The sequence below is a fragment of the Halomonas hibernica genome (assembly GCF_013183775.1).
GTDB classification, from domain to species: domain Bacteria; phylum Pseudomonadota; class Gammaproteobacteria; order Pseudomonadales; family Halomonadaceae; genus Vreelandella; species Vreelandella citrativorans.
This window is the reverse complement of record NZ_VIFN01000002.1, coordinates 164,248-181,647: the sequence shown is the minus strand read 5'-3', so window position 1 is coordinate 181,647 and position 17,400 is coordinate 164,248. Positions and strand designations below refer to the sequence as shown.

The following is a 17,400-nucleotide window of genomic DNA, read 5'->3' as shown; positions in this document are numbered from 1 at the left end:
TATGACTACGCTGCTCTCTCTGGCAATTAATATCACGCTACTTAGCGTCTTGTTAGCCATGCTGCTGTGTACGGTGCGCTTATTGCGTGGGCCAACCGCACAAGACCGTGTACTGGCACTCGATACACTATGGATGTGCGCCATGCTGTTTGCCCTGGCGCTGGGCATCCGGTTTGGCAGCGTGATCTATTTTGAGGCCGCGATGCTGATTGCCCTGACGGGCTTTGTATCAACCATCGCGCTTACCAAATTTCTTATGCGTGGCGAGGTAATTGAATGAACCCACAGCTGGAGTCACTGCCGCTATGGGCCAGCCTGCCCATTACCCTGCTATTGCTACTTGGAAGCGCGATTGTACTGATCGGTGCATTGGGCCTTGTTAGGCTGCCACACTTCTTCCAGCGCATTCACGGCCCCGCCATCACGATCACCCTAGGCACCGGCTCTATTCTGATTGCCTCCATGATCTACTTCTCGGCGCTACAGTCACGACTGGTCATTCATGAGCTATTGATCACTGCCTTTGTGATGCTCACTGCGCCTGTGGTGGCCATGCTGTTGATGCGCACCGCTGTTTATCGTGACCTGCGTGCTCGTGACCGCCGCCCAACCGTTAGCGCGAACGAGAACAAGAGCAAGACAACGACCGAGGTTTATCCCTTTTCCGCAAAGGAAGAGCCGTAGCTTCTTGCCACACCGGCCTCTGCGTAGCGGATAGGTTTGGGCACGTTTTACACGTCGGCATGCCGCTTAGTGGGGCGTTCTCAAGTACACTCTCACCTCTGCCTTAAGCTTTAGAGACCCGAGCCAAGCGCCTTTTCAATCATGTTTCAAGTAAAGTATCAGCACTGGTTTGTATACCCTTTAAAATACACTACAGGTAAATTCCCCAAGGGCACGTGTTTATGACTTCCACACCGTTGCAAAATGATCGTTTTCTCCGCGCCCTGGCGCGCCAGCCCGTTGACCGCACGCCGGTATGGATGATGCGTCAGGCAGGCCGCTATCTGCCTGAGTATCGTGAGCGCCGCGCCGATGCGGGCAGTTTTATGGACCTGTGTCGCAACCAGGACCTGGCCTGCGAAGTAACACTTCAGCCGCTGGAGCGTTACCCGCTGGATGCGGCGATTCTGTTTTCAGATATTTTGACGATCCCCGATGCCATGGGTCTGGGGCTCTATTTTGAAACCGGTGAAGGCCCCAAGTTTCGCAAGACCGTGCGCACCCCGGAAGAAGTAGCGGCGCTAAGCGTGCCCAACGCCGAGCGCGACCTGGACTACGTCATGCGTGCGGTATCGACCATTCGCCGCGAGCTGAACGGGCGTATGCCGCTGATCGGCTTCTCGGGAAGCCCCTGGACGCTGGCAACCTACATGGTGGAGGGCGGTTCCAGCAAAGACTTCCGTCATCTGAAAACCATGCTTTACGATACGCCAGACACCATGCATCAACTGCTGGATACCTTGGCGCAGTCGGTGACCGATTACCTGAACGCGCAGATCCGCGCAGGCGCCCAGGCGGTGCAGATCTTCGATACCTGGGGCGGAGCGCTTTCCACCCCCGCGTACCTGGAGTTCTCGCTACGCTATATGGAGCAAATTGTTTCCGGGCTGATCCGCGAGCACGACGGACGCCGCGTACCGGTAATTCTATTCACCAAAAACGGCGGCCAGTGGCTTGAAGACATCGCCTGCGCTGGTGCTGATGCACTGGGTATCGACTGGTCGACCGAGCTCTCCAGCGCCCGCGCCCGTGTGGGCCACAAGGTTGCGCTTCAGGGCAACCTCGACCCCAACGTGCTGTTTGCACGCCCGTCGGCGATTCGTGCCGAAGTCGCCCGCGTGCTGGAAAGCTACGGCCACGGTCCGGGGCATGTTTTCAACCTGGGCCACGGCATCAGCCAGTTTACCAACCCGGATAACGTCACCGCCTTTATGGAAGCGCTGCACGAGTTAAGCCCGCAGTATCACCAAGGCATTCCTACCCACTCCGACACCCCTTCCTCAGGAGCCAATTGATGAGCGAATTACGCGACGACCAGTGGTTTACCGAAGTGTTTGATAGCCACGGCAGCGCCTTCTCGCTGAAGATCTCTGAAAAGCTGTTGGATGTGCAGAGTGAGTACCAGCACTTGGAAGTATACGCTACCGAGACCTACGGCAACCTGATGGTGCTGGACGGCTGCGTGATGCTCACCGACCGCGACAACTTCCTGTATCACGAAATGATCGCCCACCCGGCACTGTTTACTCATCCGGCGCCCAAGCGCGTGGTGATTATCGGCGGCGGCGACTGCGGCACACTGAAAGAAGTGCTGCGTCACCCGGGCGTTGAAAAAGTCACCCAGATCGATATCGATGAAGAAGTCACCAAGGCCTCCGAGCGTTTCTTCCCGGCACTGGTGGAAGCCAACGACGACCCACGCGCCGAGCTGCTGTTCGCCGACGGTGTGAAGTGGGTAGATGACGCTGCCGATGAAAGCATCGACGTGCTGATTATCGACTCTACCGACCCGGTCGGCCCCGCCGAAGGGTTGTTCAAGACTGACTTCCTTAAGCGCTGCCACCGCATTCTGAAAGCCGATGGCGTGATGGTGCAGCAGAGCGAATCACCGCTTTATCACAGTGGCTCGATTATTCGTGAGCTGCGTCATGACATGCGCGAAGCGGGCTTTGCCAGTGTCGCCACGCTGCCCTTCCCCCAGCCGGTTTATCCTTCCGGCTGGTGGAGCGTGACGCTTGCCGGTAAAGGCACCAACGTGGAAACCTTCCGCGAAGAGGCTGCCGCTAGTCACGAAATGCCGCTACAGTACTACACAGTGGATGCCCACCGGGGCGCCCTGGCGTTGCCACCGTTCATGCGTAAAGCGTTCAGCTGACGTTTATTTGAATAGCACGCCAGCAAGCGATGAGGCCGGGCACTGCTCGGCCTTTTTTGTGTCACCACGTTAAGGAACCAACAATGAAAACCCTTAAATGGATAAGCATTGGCGCGTGCGCCCTGGTCCCGACGGTTGCCTTGGGCACCACATTAGAAACCGTTCAATCCCGCGATAGCGTACGCTGCGGGGTGAACGCCGCCCAGCCCGGCTTCTCCTCACTGAACGATAACGATACATATCGCGGCCTGGATACCGATGTCTGCCGCGCGATTGCCGCGGCGGCATTAGGCGATGCCAGCAAGGTTGATTTCGTACCGCTCGATTCGGTGGAGCGTTTTACCGCCCTGCAGTCCGGCGAAGTGGATCTGCTCTCGCGCACGACGACCTGGACCTCTAGCCGCGATACCACCCAAGGTATGCACTTTACCGGGGTGAGCTATTACGATGGCCAAGCATTCATGGTCGCAAGCGACCTGGGCGTGCAAAGTGCCGAAAACCTGGACGGCGCGGCGGTGTGCACGCAGTCAGGCACGACCAGCGAGCTGAACCTTTCAGACTATTTCCGTGTTAACGACATGCACTATGACGCAGTGGTGTTTGATTCTCCCGAACAGTCGATTGCCGGTTTTGAAGCCGGGCGCTGCGACGTCCTAAGCTCCGATGCCTCACAGCTGTATGCCCAACGCATGCAGCTTGCCAACCCCGACATGGCGGTAGTGCTGCCCGAGATTATTTCCAAGGAACCGCTTGGGCCCGCCGTACGCCAGGGCGATGACCAGTGGTTCAATATCGTAAAATGGTCGCTGTTTGCCATGCTCAATGCTGAAGAACTGGGTGTCTCAAGCACCAATATTGATGAACACGCGGATTCCGATAATCCAGATATTGCCCGCCTGCTGGGCCAGGACGGCAATTTTGGTGAAGGCATGGGACTCGATGACGACTGGGCTTACCAAATCGTCAAACAGGTGGGTAACTACGCCGAAATGTATGATCACAACGTGGGCGTGGACTCTAACTTCAATATTACCCGTGGTTTAAATGCTCTGTGGCGCGATGGCGGCATTCAGTATGCCCCGCCTATCCGCTAGGGCTTACCGGTCAGCACTCTGCCATCAACCATCGGTTGTCGCACCAAAACAGCGCAGGCGGCAACCGTTTCTATTTTTTTGCACCTAAACTTTCGTAGAAGCAGAATCATTTTGCGTTGAAAAGCGCTGAATTTGGCGTTGTACCCACATTGGCATCTTCCTTGCTAGCTTTATATGTCATGCCTTCGCATGCATAACAATATTAATCGAGGAAGGGAATTACCATGTTGAACAAGAAACACTGGGTATTACTGGCCTCTGCAGGCGCCATCACACTGACAGGCGCCACTAACGCTAACGCAGCAACACTTGAAGAAACCATTGAACGTGGAGCCGTGCAGTGTGGCGTCAGCGACGGTTTGCCAGGCTTTTCGGCACCCGATGGTGATGGCAACTGGCAAGGGCTGGATGTCGATGTTTGCCGTGCGGTCGCCGCTGCCGTATTGGGTGATGCGGATGCCGTCAACTACATCTCTCTCAATGCCGTTGAGCGTTTCACTGCGCTGCAGTCTGGCGAAGTCGATTTGCTTTCTCGTAACACGACCTGGACCACCACGCGCGATACCACGCTGGGTCTGAACTTCGCAGGCGTCAACTTCTACGACGGTATCGGCTTCATGGTTAGCCGTGACCTGGGCATCAGCGGTGCTGATGAGCTGGATGGTGCGGCGATCTGTATCCAAACGGGCACCACCACCGAACTTAACGTGGCCGATTACTTCCGCGCCAACGATATGGAATTTGATCCTATCGTGTTTGATACCTCAGAGCAGACCGTGGGCGGCTTCCAGGCTGGCCGCTGCGACGTTCTAACCTCGGACACTTCTCAGCTGGCGGCGCTGCGCATTCAGTTAGATGACCCGGATGGCGCCGTCATTCTGCCCGATATCATTTCCAAGGAGCCGCTGGGCCCGGTGGTTCGCCAGGGCGATGACACTTGGTTCAACATCGTGAAATGGTCACTGTTTGCCATGCTCAATGCTGAAGAGTACGGCGTGACCAGTGAAAACGTAGAGGAAATGACCAGCTCCGAAAACCCCGACATCGCCCGCCTGCTTGGCCAGGACGGTAACTACGGTGAAGGCATGGGGCTTGACGCTGACTGGGCTTACAACATTATTAGCCAGGTCGGTAACTATGCCGAAAGCTTTGAGCGCAACGTTGGCATGGACTCACCGCTTGAGATTGAACGCGGTGCCAACGCGCTATGGAACCAGGGTGGTTTCCAGTACGCTCCGCCGATTCGCTAAGCATCTCGCTTGACCCGGCCCGTCGCGCTTAGCAGATGAGTGCCGACGGGCCATTTGATTGACCTTCCGTGTAGCGGAGACGCCACCCATGTCCGTAAGACCCAACACTCGCCCCGCTGGCCACAAGCCACCGTTTTGGCGAGACCGTGCCAAACGCGCACTTGTTTTTCAGCTGCTTTTAACGGCAGCCGTTGTCGTATTTTTGCTGTATATCGTCGGCAATACTCAGGACAACCTATCCGCCCGGGGTATCACCACCGGTTTTGGCTTTTTAAATAACACCGCAGGCTTTGGTATCGTACAAAGCCTGATCGACTACTCCTCTCAGGATACCTACGGCCGCACCTTTTTGGTGGGCTTGCTCAATACGCTATTGGTCGGCGCCTTGGGTGTGGTGGCCGCGACGCTGATTGGCTTTATTGTCGGCATTGCTCGCCTGTCGCCCAACTGGCTACTGGCACGCCTGGCCACCGCCTATATCGAAACTTTCCGCAATATCCCGTTACTGCTACAGATTTTTTTCTGGTACTTCGCCGTGCTGCGCACGCTACCCAGTGCAAGGGACAGCCTCTCGTTTGGCGAGGTTGTTTTTCTTAACGTGCGCGGTCTGTATCTGCCTGAGCCGCTTTTTGAGTCAGGCTTTGGGATGATCCCAGCGACCTTTATCGTCGCGATTATCGCCAGTATTGCACTGTGTGTGTGGAACAAGCGCCGCCAAGAGGCAACCGGTAAACGGATCCCTGCCGGGTGGATATCGCTGGTACTGATTCTGGGTCTGCCACTGCTGATTACGGTCGCCACCGGCGTACCGATCACCTGGGATGTTCCGGAGCTGCGCGGCTTTAACTTCCGCGGTGGCTTTACCGTGATTCCGGAATTTCTGGCGCTGTGGCTGGCGCTTTCCATCTATACCGCTGCGTTCATTGCTGAAATTGTCCGCTCGGGCATCCAGGCCATTTCCCACGGCCAGACCGAAGCCGCCCAGGCACTGAGCCTGCCGCGCAACCTGGTGTTGCGCCTGGTGGTCATTCCGCAGGCGCTGCGGGTCATTATCCCGCCACTCACCAGCCAGTACCTGAACCTGATCAAGAACTCCTCGCTTGCCACGGCCATCGGCTATCCCGACCTGGTCTCCGTGTTTGCGGGCACCACGCTGAATCAAACGGGGCAGGCCATTGAGGTGATCGCCATGACCATGGCGGTGTACCTGACGATCAGCCTGCTGGTTTCCATGTTCATGAACTGGTTCAACGCCCGCGTAGCGTTGGTTGAGCGCTAGGCGCCGGTGAGGATAGCTTTATGATTCATAACCAAACAATGATTGACCAGCGGCCTGCCCCCAGCAATACCCTGGGGCCCGTAGCCTGGCTGCGCACCAACCTGTTCAGCAGCCCACTCAATACGCTGTTTACGCTGGTGGGGCTGTACGTTCTGTACCTGCTTTTGGTGCCGACCATTCAGTGGGCGTTCATCAACGCCGACTGGGTAGGCACCACCCGGGATGACTGCTCGCGAGAGGGCGCCTGTTGGGTGTTCGTTAATGCGCGCTTTACGCAGTTCATCTATGGACTTTACCCGCGAGAGGAAATCTGGCGCGCCAATATTGTGTTTGGCGGCTTTTTTACCCTGATCGCCTGGCTTGCCATTCCGCGCTTGCCGCTCAAGCGCTGGGTCGCCGTGTTTGCCTTGGTGGGCTTTCCTATCGCGGCCTACGTGCTGCTTCACGGTGGCTACTTTGACCTGCCACGCGTACCTACCCACCGCTGGGGCGGTTTGATGCTGACCCTGCTGCTGGCGTCGGTAGGCATGATAGGGGCGCTGCCGATTGGCATTGTGCTGGCTCTGGGGCGGCGCTCTAACATGCCCATCGTGAAGAGCTTCTGCGTCATCTTCATCGAGTTCTGGCGCGGTGTGCCGTTGATTACCGTGCTGTTCATGGCCTCGGTGATGCTGCCGCTGTTTCTGCCCTCTGGTATTAGCGTTGATCGCCTGGTGCGGGCGCTGATTGGCCTAACGCTGTTTCAAAGTGCCTACATGGCCGAGGTCATTCGTGGCGGTCTTCAGGCGATCCCCAAGGGCCAGGAGGAGGCCGCCGCGGCACTGGGCATGACCTACTGGAAGCGCATGGGCCTGATCGTTCTGCCCCAGGCGCTGAAGATGATGATTCCAGGCATCGTGAATACGTTTATCTCGCTATTTAAAGACACCACGCTGGTCATGATTATTGGGCTGTTTGACCTGCTGGGGATCGTGCAGGCGGCGCTTTCCGACTCCAACTGGCTGGGCTTTTCGCTGGAAGGCTACGTGTTTGCCGCGTTTGTGTTCTGGATTTTCTGTTTCAGCATGTCGCGCTATAGCCAGTATCTGGAACGCAAGTTGAACACCGGCCACAAGCGCTAACGCCGCTTTTTCAAGAATTTGAGCAGGATTTAATCATGACACAAGCAGCCACCCACCTCTCTGGCAACAGCATGTCTAACAGTACGTCGGACCTGATGGTCGAAATGCGCGGCGTTAACAAATGGTACGGCGACTTTCACGTACTGCGCGATATTGATTTCGAAGTAAAACGCGGCGAGCGGATCGTTATCTGTGGCCCGTCCGGTTCGGGTAAATCAACACTGATTCGCTGCATTAATCACCTGGAAGAGCACCAACAGGGCGATATCGTGGTTGGCGGAGTGCCGCTGACCCAAGATGTAAAACGTATTGAGCAGATACGCCGCAGCGTGGGTATGGTGTTTCAGCACTTCAACCTGTTCCCCCACCTGACAGTGCTGGAGAACTGCTGCATTGCGCCCATGTGGGTGCAGAAGAAGCCACGCTGGGAAGCCGAAGAGCAGGCCATGCGTTATCTCGAACGCGTGCGTATCGCCGAGCAGGCGAAAAAGTACCCCGGCCAGCTATCCGGCGGCCAGCAGCAACGCGTGGCGATTGCCCGCTCGCTGTGCATGCACCCGGATGTGATGCTATTTGATGAGCCTACCTCAGCACTCGACCCGGAGATGATCAAAGAGGTACTGGACGTCATGGTCGAACTTGCCGAGGAAGGCATGACCATGCTCTGCGTGACCCACGAGATGGGCTTTGCCAAAACCGTCGCCGACCGAGTGATTTTCATGGACCAAGGGCAGATCATCGAAGAAAATGCGCCGGAGCCGTTCTTCAATAACCCGCAGTCCGAGCGCACCCAGCTGTTCCTGAGCCAGATTCTGGGGCACTAAGGTATACGGGGGAGGCGCGATCTAAGGCGCGCCCACTTGGGTAATGCTGGCCGGTAACAGAGCAGGCTGCTCACGGTGTTGGGTGAGTGGCCTGTCTTGCAAGGCGGTCAGCAGTATTTGCAGCGGGTCGCCGTGACTAACGACCAGGATGGTTTCTCCCTCGCACTGCTGCTCCCGCTCCTCTATTACTGTCATCATGCGCGCAGCCACCGCGCTCACCGCCTCTACCTGGTGCGTAGTATGGTCGGCATTCTGGGCATCCAGCGCCCACACATCCGGATAACGCTCGTCCGAGCCGCCCTCCAACTCACCGAAGGAGCGCTCTCTAAGGCGCTTGTCGGGCGTCATCGTAAGCTTAAAGGCCTCGGCCACGCGGGCAGCCGTTTGGGTGGTGCGCAAAAAATCAGAATGCACCACCTGCGTTGGCACCGGCCAGGCCCATGCATGCACGGCGCTCGCCAGTTGCTGCTCGCCGATAGTGGAGAGTCCAAACGCTTCAACACCCCGCCCGGGACTGCTGATAATCAACGCTTGCTGGTTTGCCTGGCTATGACCATGACGCATCAACAGGTAACGATTACGCCAATGGTAGGAGGCGGCAAGAAAAGTGTTTGACATAACTTTGTAACAAACCCTAGATTGAGAGTGTCGATTTTCGAAAAATAAATATTTTGATGGCTAAATGTACATTTTCGAAACACTTGACGCCTTTTGATCATGGCACAAAGTATATAAAAGAACATCATTAGCCTGCTGAGCAACTGCAAGAACACAAAAATAATTCATGAATGAGGCCCCTTATGACTTCCATGACGTTTTGCAAGCGTCCGCTTGCCCTACTGACCACAACTACGCTCTTGGCACTGCTTTCCAGTCATGCCTACGCCGAATGCGAACGCGGCGACCTTGATGCGCTTTACTGTGACGAAAACTCCGATATGGTCGCGGACCGTCCCGCCGATGAGGCGCAATGGCTAAATCCCGACACGCTTATCTTTGCCTATACCCCGGTGGAAGATCCAGCCATCTATTCCGATATATGGCAGCCCTTTATCGACCACCTGTCAGAGGTGACCGGCCGCGATGTGCGCTTCTTCGCCGTTCAGTCCAACGCGGCCCAAGTGGAGGCAATGCGCAGCGGGCGACTGCATATCGCGGGCTTTTCTACCGGTCCCACGCCCTTTGCAGTCAACCTGGCAGGGGCAGTTCCCTTTGCATTAATGGGCTCAGATAGCGGCCAGTTTGGCTATACCCTACAGCTTTTCACCCACGCAGACTCCGACATCCATGAACTGGAAGACCTGAAAGGTAAACGGGTTGCCCATACATCACCCACTTCTAATTCAGGCAATCTGGCGCCTCGGGCACTACTGCCTGAACTGGGTATAACACCTGACGAAGATTACGAAGTGGTCTACTCTGGCAGCCACGACCAATCCATGTTGGGCGTCGTGGCGCGCGATTACGACGCCGCCCCAGTGGCCTCGGAAGTGGTTGATCGAATGGCCGCGCGCGGGCTTTACGACACCGACGACGTCCGCATGATTTTTGAATCCGACCGCTTCCCCACCACCTCCTATAACTACGCCTACAATCTGCACCCGGACCTGGTCGAGAAGATCGAAGAGGCCTTCTTCAGCTTCGATTTTAAAGGCACAGAGCTTGGCGAAGAGTTTGAGGGTGTCGAGAAGTTCATTCCCATCAATTACAAGGATAACTGGCAGGTAATTCGCACCATCCAGGCTGCCAATGGCGTGAGCTATACGCCTGACAATCTGGAAGAGTAAAACGTACCGCGCCCGCGTGGCGCGGTTTGTTAGCTACCGATGGAAGCGAAAACATGCTGGAAATCAAGAATCTGGTCAAACGGTATGGCCGCGACAAAGCCGTGCTGGAAGGTCTCGACCTGAAGGTTGAGGGCAATAGCGTGGTATCGATTGTGGGCGCCTCCGGCGCCGGTAAAAGTACCATGCTGCGATGTATCAATCGCCTGGTGGAGCCGACCTCCGGCTCCATTACCCTCAACGGTACCGAGCTTGTGCATCTCAGGGGCGCTGACCTGCGCCGTGCGCGTCGCAAGATCGGCATGGTGTTTCAGGGCTTCAACCTGCTGGACCGCCTGACGGTAATGGAGAATGTGCTGGCTGGGCGGCTGGGCTACGTGAATCTCTATCAGGCAATTACCCGCCGCTACCCGCAGGCGGATATTGAGCGCGCATTTATGCTGATGGAGCGTGTGGGCATTGCCCACTACGCCAACAAGCGCGCCGATGAGCTTTCCGGTGGCGAGCGCCAGCGGGTAGGCGTGGTACGGGCGCTGATGCAGGAGCCCGACGTGTTGCTGGCCGACGAACCCACCGCCTCGCTTGACCCGCGCACCTCCGAGCAGATCATGATGCTACTGCAGAGCTTGGCAAGCGAGCTTTCACTGCCGGTGCTGATCAATATCCACAACGTGGCCCAGGCCAAAACCTACACCGAGCGCATTGTGGGTTTGCGCCACGGCAAGATGATTTTTGATGGCGTGCCAAGTGATTTCAATAAAGACGCGCTGGACGCCATTTACGGCGGCATCGAAGCACCGGACGATGCGATAAGCGACGCCCCATCAGAGGAGCGCGCCCATGACCCCGCCTGAGGCTTCATCCAGCACGCCGCGCACCTGGAAGAAACCGCCGTTCATTGCCAATCCTCTACTTCGCTACGGGCTGATCATCGTCGCGGCGGTATATCTGGTGTGGGCATTTGGTTCGCTACCGTTCAACTGGGCGCGCATCTCTGAAGGATTGCCCCGCGCCGCACGTATCTTCAGCGGCGGCTTTCCACCCAACCTCGAGCGCTACGAACTTCTCCTGACCGGCTTCAAGGAGAGTTTTCAGATCGCCATTTTGGCCACGCTACTGGGCGTCTTCCTGTCGATCCCTTTTGCCGTGATGGCGGCGCGCAATATTGCGCCCATGCCGATCTACCTGATTGGCCGTGCAGTCATCATTATCTCGCGTAGCTTTCACCCGGTGATCGTGGCGATTCTGTTCGTTGCCGCTGTGGGGTTTGGCCCGCTGGCGGGCATCTTGACGCTCACGCTCTACTCCATCGGCTTTGTCGGCAAGCTTCTGGCCGAGGAGATCGAGGAGATCGACTGGGGCCAAGTAGAGGCCATGCGCGCCGCTGGCGCCGGGTATCTGGCCACGCTCTTCTACGCCGTATTCCCGCAGATTCTACCGCGCCAGGTAGGGCTTTCCATGTACCAGCTGGACAGCAACCTGCGGGCGTCTGCCGTGGTAGGTATCGTGGGTGCCGGCGGCATTGGCGGCACGCTGATGAACGCCTTCGGGCGCTATGACTATGACTTCGCCTTTGCGATCCTGCTGGTCATCATCGCGGTCATTTTACTCAGTGAAGGTATCAGCGGCTGGGTGAGGAAAAAAATATGGTAGATCATGCACAGAAACTCGCCGACCACGTTTGGCAACGTTTTGATCGCAAGGAACGTCTTATTCGCTTTGCCGTGCTGCTCATCACTCTGATGGTGGTGGTATGGGCGGTTCGCGATATCGATATCTTCTGGCCCTGGGTGTGGGATGCGCCCAACCAGATTTCCGGGCTGGGCGCGCGCATGTGGCCCCCCAGCGCTGCCGGGCTTGGCAATATCGTAAATGCCCTGATCGAAACGGTACACATAGCCACGCTTGCCACCTTCCTGACCATTTTTCTGGCATTGCCGGTGGCCTATATCGCCGCACAGAATACTACGCCCAACCGGGCCTGCCTGTGGCTGGGGCGGTTCATTCTGGTTTCCAGCCGCTCGGTGAACACCATCATCTGGGCGCTCTTGTTCGTGGCGATCTTCGGCCCCGGCGTGCTGGCAGGCATTCTCGCCATTGTGTTTCGCTCTATCGGGTTTATCGGCAAGTTGATGGGCGAAGCAATCGAAGAAATCGATAAGCGACCGGTCGAAGCCATGGAAGCCACCGGCGCCTCCAAGGCCAAGGTAATTGTCTATGCCATCGTGCCCCAGGTGATGCCAGCGTTTTTCGCCATCGTGATCCTGCGCTGGGATATCAACATTCGCGAATCTACCGTGCTGGGACTGGTGGGCGCAGGCGGGATCGGCGTCATTCTGCAGGGTGCCATTGATACCTTTGCCTGGCCTACCGTGGCGACCATTCTGATCGCAATTATTGTGCTAGTGCTGATTGGTGAAGCAATAACCAGTCTCTTACGACGTAAAGTGCTCTAGTTTGACCGAATGCCAAACGCTTGCCATGGTTAATATATCCCTAACGGCATGGAGGACGTTGACTGATGACAACCTATATCGTGGTAGCGGATGCCGCTCGAGCACGCATTTTCACTCGTGACTTTCTTCATCTGAAGGAGAAAGAGAGCCTGGTTCATGCCGAAGGCCGCCTGCATGAGGGGGATCTGATTACAGACAGTGCAGGCGCGGATGTACATGAGTCCATGTCATCGAGTTCACGTTCGTCTGCCGAAGGGGGGACAGCGTTAAAACATGAGAACGAGCTGTTTGCCAAAGAGGTGGCTCAATGCCTTTATAATGCCCGCGTCAATAACAGTATGGAAAAACTGATTATCGTCGCACCGCCCAAATTCCTGGGCCTGCTGCGCGAAAAGCTTGATGCGCCAACCCAGAAACTGGTACTCCATACGCTCTCGAAAGATCTTAGCAAAGCATCACTTAACGACATCCAGGAAGCCGTTAGCGACATGCGGTAAATAATTTCTGGCAATGATGGGATTTCTACTAAAGTAGTGGTCGCTTTCGCCGATAAGCTAATCACCCTTACTCCGTATGCAGCAGCGCATACGGTTGCTTATCGACAAAGAGAGTGACCATGTTTTCCTCCCTTCGTGTACGTATTCTTCTGGCCGCTCTTGCAGCGATCACCCTTGGCTTGATAATCAATGGCGTGGTCAACTACGCAACGGTAAAACATCACAACGATGAACAGATAGCACGTAACCTTAAAGCGGTGGTCAGCGGCAATGCCAAAGCCTTGAACGAGTGGTTTAACGCTCGACTGGATATGCTGGAAAGCATGGAAACAGCGGCCACCAGTAATGCCCCCGGCCCGGCACTTCGTCAGTTCCTTACTTCAGGTGGGTTTATTTCCACCTATATTGGCTACCCTGGGGCGGGAGAGATTACCTATGACAACGACTTTCAGCCCCCAAGCGGCTACGACGCACGAGAACGCCCTTGGTACAAAGCGGCAGTCAGCGCACAAGAAGCGATTATTACCGCGCCCTATATTGACGCTCAAACTCACGAGCTGGTGGTCACGTTCGCTCGCCCGTTCTACCTGAATGGTGAACTGACTGCCGTGGTAGGTGCTGATATTCCTATCAGCAACATCATCGAGACAGTGACAGGCATTTCACCGACCCTTTCAAGCTTTGGCTTTCTCACCACCCACGATGGCACGCTGGTCGCCCACCCCGATGCTGACTTGATACTGACGCCTGTGTCAGCCATTAACGAACAGCTTACGGCAGGCTCCATCAATCAATTAATGGGCGCTACCACGCCTCTGCCTCTTGCCCTGCAAGGCGACAACAAGCTATTGCTAGGCCACGTGATTGGCGGTGAAAACGGCTGGCGCCTTATTGTCGCGTTGGACGAGTACGAAGCCACCGCAGGATTACGCGCCATTACTACCTCTTCCCTTATTATCCTGGTCGTGGTCGCGGTTATAACGGCGCTCGCCTTTGGCCTACTGCTTTCGCTACTGCTGCGCCGCCTGTTGGGTGTGCGTAACGCCATGGATAATATTGCCTCTGGTGAGGGGGACCTGACCCAACGTCTGCCTGAAGAAGGCAACGATGAAGTCACCCAAATCGCCCACTCTTTCAATCGATTCGTCGCCAGAATGGATGAGGTGATGCTGACCATTCGCGACAGTAGTCAGTCGGTACAGACCGCCGCCAATGAAATTTCCATGGGCGGGCAGGACCTGTCTCGCCGCACCGATAATGCCGCATCCAGCCTGCAACAAAGCTCGGCATCTATTGAAGAGATTACCAGCACCATTGAACACACGGCAGAGGCTGCACAACAGGCCAACCAGCTTTCGATGAATGCCTCTGAAGTGGCCAACAAAGGCGGTCAAGTAGTTGATCAGGTAGTGGCCACCATGGGCGACATCTCGGCAGCGTCGCATAAAATCAGTGATATTGTGTCACTGATGGATGGCATTGCTTTCCAGACCAACTTGCTAGCCCTGAATGCCTCCGTTGAAGCAGCCCGTGCCGGTGAACATGGTCGGGGCTTTGCGGTCGTGGCGGATGAGGTTCGTAAGCTTGCACAGCGCAGCAGCGATGCTTCCAACGACATCAAAACGCTGATCGATACCTCACACCAGACGGTCACCAACGGCACCGAACTTGTTCAAAGCGCCGGTGCCACCATGCGTGACATTGTGGAGAGTATTACCCGTGTCACCGATGTGCTGGGTGAGATTGGTGCCGCCACGCGCGAGCAGAGCGACGGCATCCATCAGGTTAATATCGCGGTGGCTGAGCTTGACCGCATGACCCAACAAAACGCCGCGATGGTGGAAGAGTCCACTACCGCCGCCGAGCATCTAAAAGAGCAGTCACTGCGCCTTTCCGATGTCGTTGGCGGTTTCACCCTATCAAACGGTTCAGCATCCCAACATGGCCGGCTTATACCGCCCTCTCCCACCCTCGCGTCACGCCATCGCTAATCACGGCATGGCTAGTCACGACATAACCAAGTGCTGAGGGCAATAAAAACCATGAATTTCAAGTCAGTCCGTACGTTAATTACCCTCCTGGTAGGCGGCTGTATCTTGCTGGTGGTGGCGGCATTGGCCGCCTACTCACTGGTTGCCAATGAGCGCTCTCAGGCGGTGGTAGAAGACCAGACCAAAGAGCTGCTTGAGCGCAATATCGAAGCACGCTTAACGGCGGTTGCCTCAGCGCAGGCTGAGCTTATCCAGGGCCAGTTTGAAAAAACCCTCAAGATTGCCGAAAACCTGGCCGCCACCAATGCCATGCTGGGACAGCGGGATAACAACGGCCGACCGGCACTGAACCTCAGCCGCCGCGAAATTTCGCTGCTGGTACGCCAAACGGTGATCACCAACCCCGAAATACTGGATGCCTATATCGGCTGGGAACCAAACGCCTTTGGTCTGGATGCGCGGTTTGCCGGGCGCGAGGGTCTTGGCTACGGTGACGATGGCCGTTTCCAACCCTGGTGGTATCGCACCGAGAACGGTGATTTAGCCGCGCTTCCTCTAGGAGAGACTATGGAGAGTGAGGCTATTCAGGCAAGCGGCGTGCGCAGCGGCGAGTACTATCTATGCCCGCGTGAAACGCTTGCCCCCTGTATCGTTGACCCGGCGCAGTTCGATTACGACGGCAAGCTCACGTTGGTCACCTCGTTCAATGCCCCTATCATCGTTGATGGAGAGTTTCGTGGCGTTGCAGGCGTTGATTATACGGTCGACTTTATTCAGTCGATACTTAACGAGGCCAACCAAACGCTATACAGCGGCGCGGGCGAAATAGCGCTTATCGCCTCGCAGGGAGGCGTCACGGCCTACACCAGCGATGCCTCCCTGGTTGGGAAATCTGCAAACGAAGCCTTTAATCCCTCCCTACAGACGCATATTCGCCGTGCTCAACAGGGCGACGTGGTCCGTAACGTTGACCAGGCGCAGGGGATGATCGAACTCTATTGGCCCTTTACCATCGGCGGTACTGAAGCGCCCTGGGTATTGATGCTTCGCTTACCCGAGCAAGCCGTGTTTGCTGGCTTAAACAACATGCAGGAGCAGATGCAAGAGCAACGCACGGCCTCCATGTTGAGCATGCTGGGCATGGGCCTTGTCATCGCGCTTCTGGGCTTGCTGGTCAGTTGGGTGTTGGGCAGCAGTATTTCTCGCCCGCTGCGAACCCTCGCCGAGCGTATGCGTGACATTGCCTCAGGCGATGGCGACTTAACCCAACGCCTACCAGTGCGTGGACGCAATGAAAGCGCCGAACTTGCCATTCAGTTCAACGCCTTTGCGGTCAAGATCCACGATGTACTGGTGGATGTACGCGCCAGCAGTGAATCCGTTCACCATGCCGCCAGTGAGATTACCCAGGGCGGCCAGGACCTTTCACGGCGCACCGACCAGGCCGCGGCCAGCTTGCAACAAACGTCCTCGGCCATGGAGCAGATCAGCAGCACCGTCGGACATACCTCCAGTGCGTCCCAGGAAGCCAGTGGGCTTTCTCAAACGGCCTCACAACTGGCCTCGCGGACCAACTCGGCGTTTGAGCAGGTGGTGGTCACCATGGATGACATTCGCACGACGTCGGCTGAAATTCAGGAAATTGTGACCGTGATTGACGGCATCGCCTTCCAGACCAACCTGCTGGCCTTGAACGCATCGGTAGAAGCAGCACGTGCGGGAGAACATGGCCGTGGGTTTGCGGTGGTGGCTGATGAAGTTCGCAAACTGGCGTCTCGCAGTAGCGACGCCGCCGCCGATATCCGCCAGCGCATTCATGCCTCAACGGGCAAGGTGGAAAGTGGCACCCAACTGGTCAAGGGTGCTGAAACGGCCATGCATGAGCTGGCGGAAAGCGTCACACGCGTCACCCAAATGCTGGCCGAGATAAGCACCGCAGCAAGCGAACAGAGCGATGGTATCAGTCAGGTCAGCATCGCGGTGACCGACCTGGACCAGATGACCCAGCAAAACGCGGCGCTGGTAGAAGAGTCCACCACGGCTGCCGAGCAGCTCAAGGAGCAGTCTGAACGGCTCTCGGCACTCGTCGGTGGCTTTACGCTTGAAGCCAGCAACACTTCTTCTCGCCATCAGTTGCCGTCTCCACCCTCTTCGTCCGACTAACCCATCAGCGGCGGCGATAGGTTGCTATATCGCCGCCGTATTGGATGGATGTACGAAGCCTTC

The 17,400-nt window shown here is 56.5% G+C and carries 17 protein-coding genes; 16 read left to right on the top strand and 1 reads right to left on the bottom strand.

Translation table 11 applies throughout. From position 1 onward, the window contains the following. Position 1 precedes the first annotated feature (1 nt). The 9 genes from FKN99_RS05185 to FKN99_RS05145 all read left to right on the top strand — a co-directional run bounded on the left by FKN99_RS05185 (position 2) and on the right by FKN99_RS05145 (position 8,446). A complete protein-coding gene (locus FKN99_RS05185) occupies positions 2 to 280 on the top strand; it encodes a K+/H+ antiporter subunit F (RefSeq protein WP_087110601.1) in 279 nt (92 codons plus the stop codon). Next, positions 277 to 684, top strand: coding sequence for a monovalent cation/H(+) antiporter subunit G (mnhG, locus tag FKN99_RS05180; RefSeq protein WP_172116914.1), 408 nt, complete (start codon positions 277 to 279; stop codon positions 682 to 684). The genes FKN99_RS05185 and mnhG overlap by 4 nt, the downstream gene beginning before the upstream one ends. 221 nt (positions 685 to 905) lie before the next feature. Continuing rightward, positions 906 to 2,018 carry a uroporphyrinogen decarboxylase gene (gene hemE, locus FKN99_RS05175; protein ID WP_172116913.1) on the top strand — a complete coding sequence of 371 codons (1,113 nt, stop codon included), beginning with the start codon at positions 906 to 908 and terminating at the stop codon, positions 2,016 to 2,018. After that, entirely contained in the window at positions 2,018 to 2,878 is an 861-nt protein-coding gene (speE, locus tag FKN99_RS05170; RefSeq protein ID WP_172116912.1) for a polyamine aminopropyltransferase, read from the top strand. The genes hemE and speE overlap by 1 nt, the downstream gene beginning before the upstream one ends. Before the next feature lie 83 nt (positions 2,879 to 2,961). Then, positions 2,962 to 3,972, top strand: a complete 1,011-nt coding sequence (locus tag FKN99_RS05165) for an amino acid ABC transporter substrate-binding protein (protein ID WP_172116911.1) — start codon at positions 2,962 to 2,964, stop codon at positions 3,970 to 3,972. A 224-nt stretch (positions 3,973 to 4,196) separates the two neighbouring features. Next, entirely contained in the window at positions 4,197 to 5,222 is a 1,026-nt protein-coding gene (locus FKN99_RS05160) for an amino acid ABC transporter substrate-binding protein (protein WP_172116910.1), read from the top strand. Positions 5,223 to 5,310: 88 nt separating this feature from the next. After that, entirely contained in the window at positions 5,311 to 6,501 is a 1,191-nt protein-coding gene (locus FKN99_RS05155; RefSeq protein WP_172116909.1) for an amino acid ABC transporter permease, read from the top strand. Between the two features lie 20 nt (positions 6,502 to 6,521). Next, entirely contained in the window at positions 6,522 to 7,622 is a 1,101-nt protein-coding gene (locus FKN99_RS05150; protein ID WP_087110580.1) for an amino acid ABC transporter permease, read from the top strand. Between the two features lie 95 nt (positions 7,623 to 7,717). Then, a complete protein-coding gene (locus FKN99_RS05145) occupies positions 7,718 to 8,446 on the top strand; it encodes an amino acid ABC transporter ATP-binding protein (RefSeq protein WP_172117032.1) in 729 nt (242 codons plus the stop codon). 21 nt (positions 8,447 to 8,467) lie between these two features. Here the strand turns inward: FKN99_RS05145 and FKN99_RS05140 are convergent, their stop codons facing one another. Then, on the bottom strand, positions 8,468 to 9,064 hold the full coding sequence (locus FKN99_RS05140) for a histidine phosphatase family protein (RefSeq protein WP_172116908.1): 597 nt from the start codon (positions 9,062 to 9,064) through the stop codon (positions 8,468 to 8,470). A gap of 182 nt (positions 9,065 to 9,246) precedes the next feature. Between FKN99_RS05140 and phnD the strand changes: the two genes are divergently transcribed. The 7 genes from phnD to FKN99_RS05105 all read left to right on the top strand — a co-directional run bounded on the left by phnD (position 9,247) and on the right by FKN99_RS05105 (position 17,337). Continuing rightward, entirely contained in the window at positions 9,247 to 10,233 is a 987-nt protein-coding gene (phnD, locus tag FKN99_RS05135; RefSeq protein ID WP_172116907.1) for a phosphate/phosphite/phosphonate ABC transporter substrate-binding protein, read from the top strand. Between the two features lie 53 nt (positions 10,234 to 10,286). Then, a complete protein-coding gene (gene phnC, locus FKN99_RS05130) occupies positions 10,287 to 11,084 on the top strand; it encodes a phosphonate ABC transporter ATP-binding protein (protein ID WP_172116906.1) in 798 nt (265 codons plus the stop codon). Continuing rightward, positions 11,071 to 11,883 carry a phosphonate ABC transporter, permease protein PhnE gene (gene phnE / locus FKN99_RS05125; RefSeq protein ID WP_172116905.1) on the top strand — a complete coding sequence of 271 codons (813 nt, stop codon included), beginning with the start codon at positions 11,071 to 11,073 and terminating at the stop codon, positions 11,881 to 11,883. Before phnC ends, phnE (FKN99_RS05125) begins: the two co-directional genes overlap by 14 nt. Next, positions 11,877 to 12,686: a phosphonate ABC transporter, permease protein PhnE gene (phnE, locus tag FKN99_RS05120; RefSeq protein WP_172116904.1), complete on the top strand. Its 810-nt coding sequence runs from the start codon at positions 11,877 to 11,879 to the stop codon at positions 12,684 to 12,686. The genes phnE (FKN99_RS05125) and phnE (FKN99_RS05120) overlap by 7 nt, the downstream gene beginning before the upstream one ends. Positions 12,687 to 12,751: 65 nt before the next feature. Beyond that, complete coding sequence (locus FKN99_RS05115) at positions 12,752 to 13,183, top strand: host attachment protein (protein ID WP_172116903.1); 432 nt, start codon at positions 12,752 to 12,754, stop codon at positions 13,181 to 13,183. 119 nt (positions 13,184 to 13,302) lie between these two features. Next, positions 13,303 to 15,174 carry a methyl-accepting chemotaxis protein gene (locus FKN99_RS05110; RefSeq protein ID WP_172116902.1) on the top strand — a complete coding sequence of 624 codons (1,872 nt, stop codon included), beginning with the start codon at positions 13,303 to 13,305 and terminating at the stop codon, positions 15,172 to 15,174. 51 nt (positions 15,175 to 15,225) lie between these two features. After that, a complete protein-coding gene (locus FKN99_RS05105) occupies positions 15,226 to 17,337 on the top strand; it encodes a methyl-accepting chemotaxis protein (protein ID WP_172116901.1) in 2,112 nt (703 codons plus the stop codon). The last annotated feature ends 63 nt before the right edge of the window (positions 17,338 to 17,400 follow it).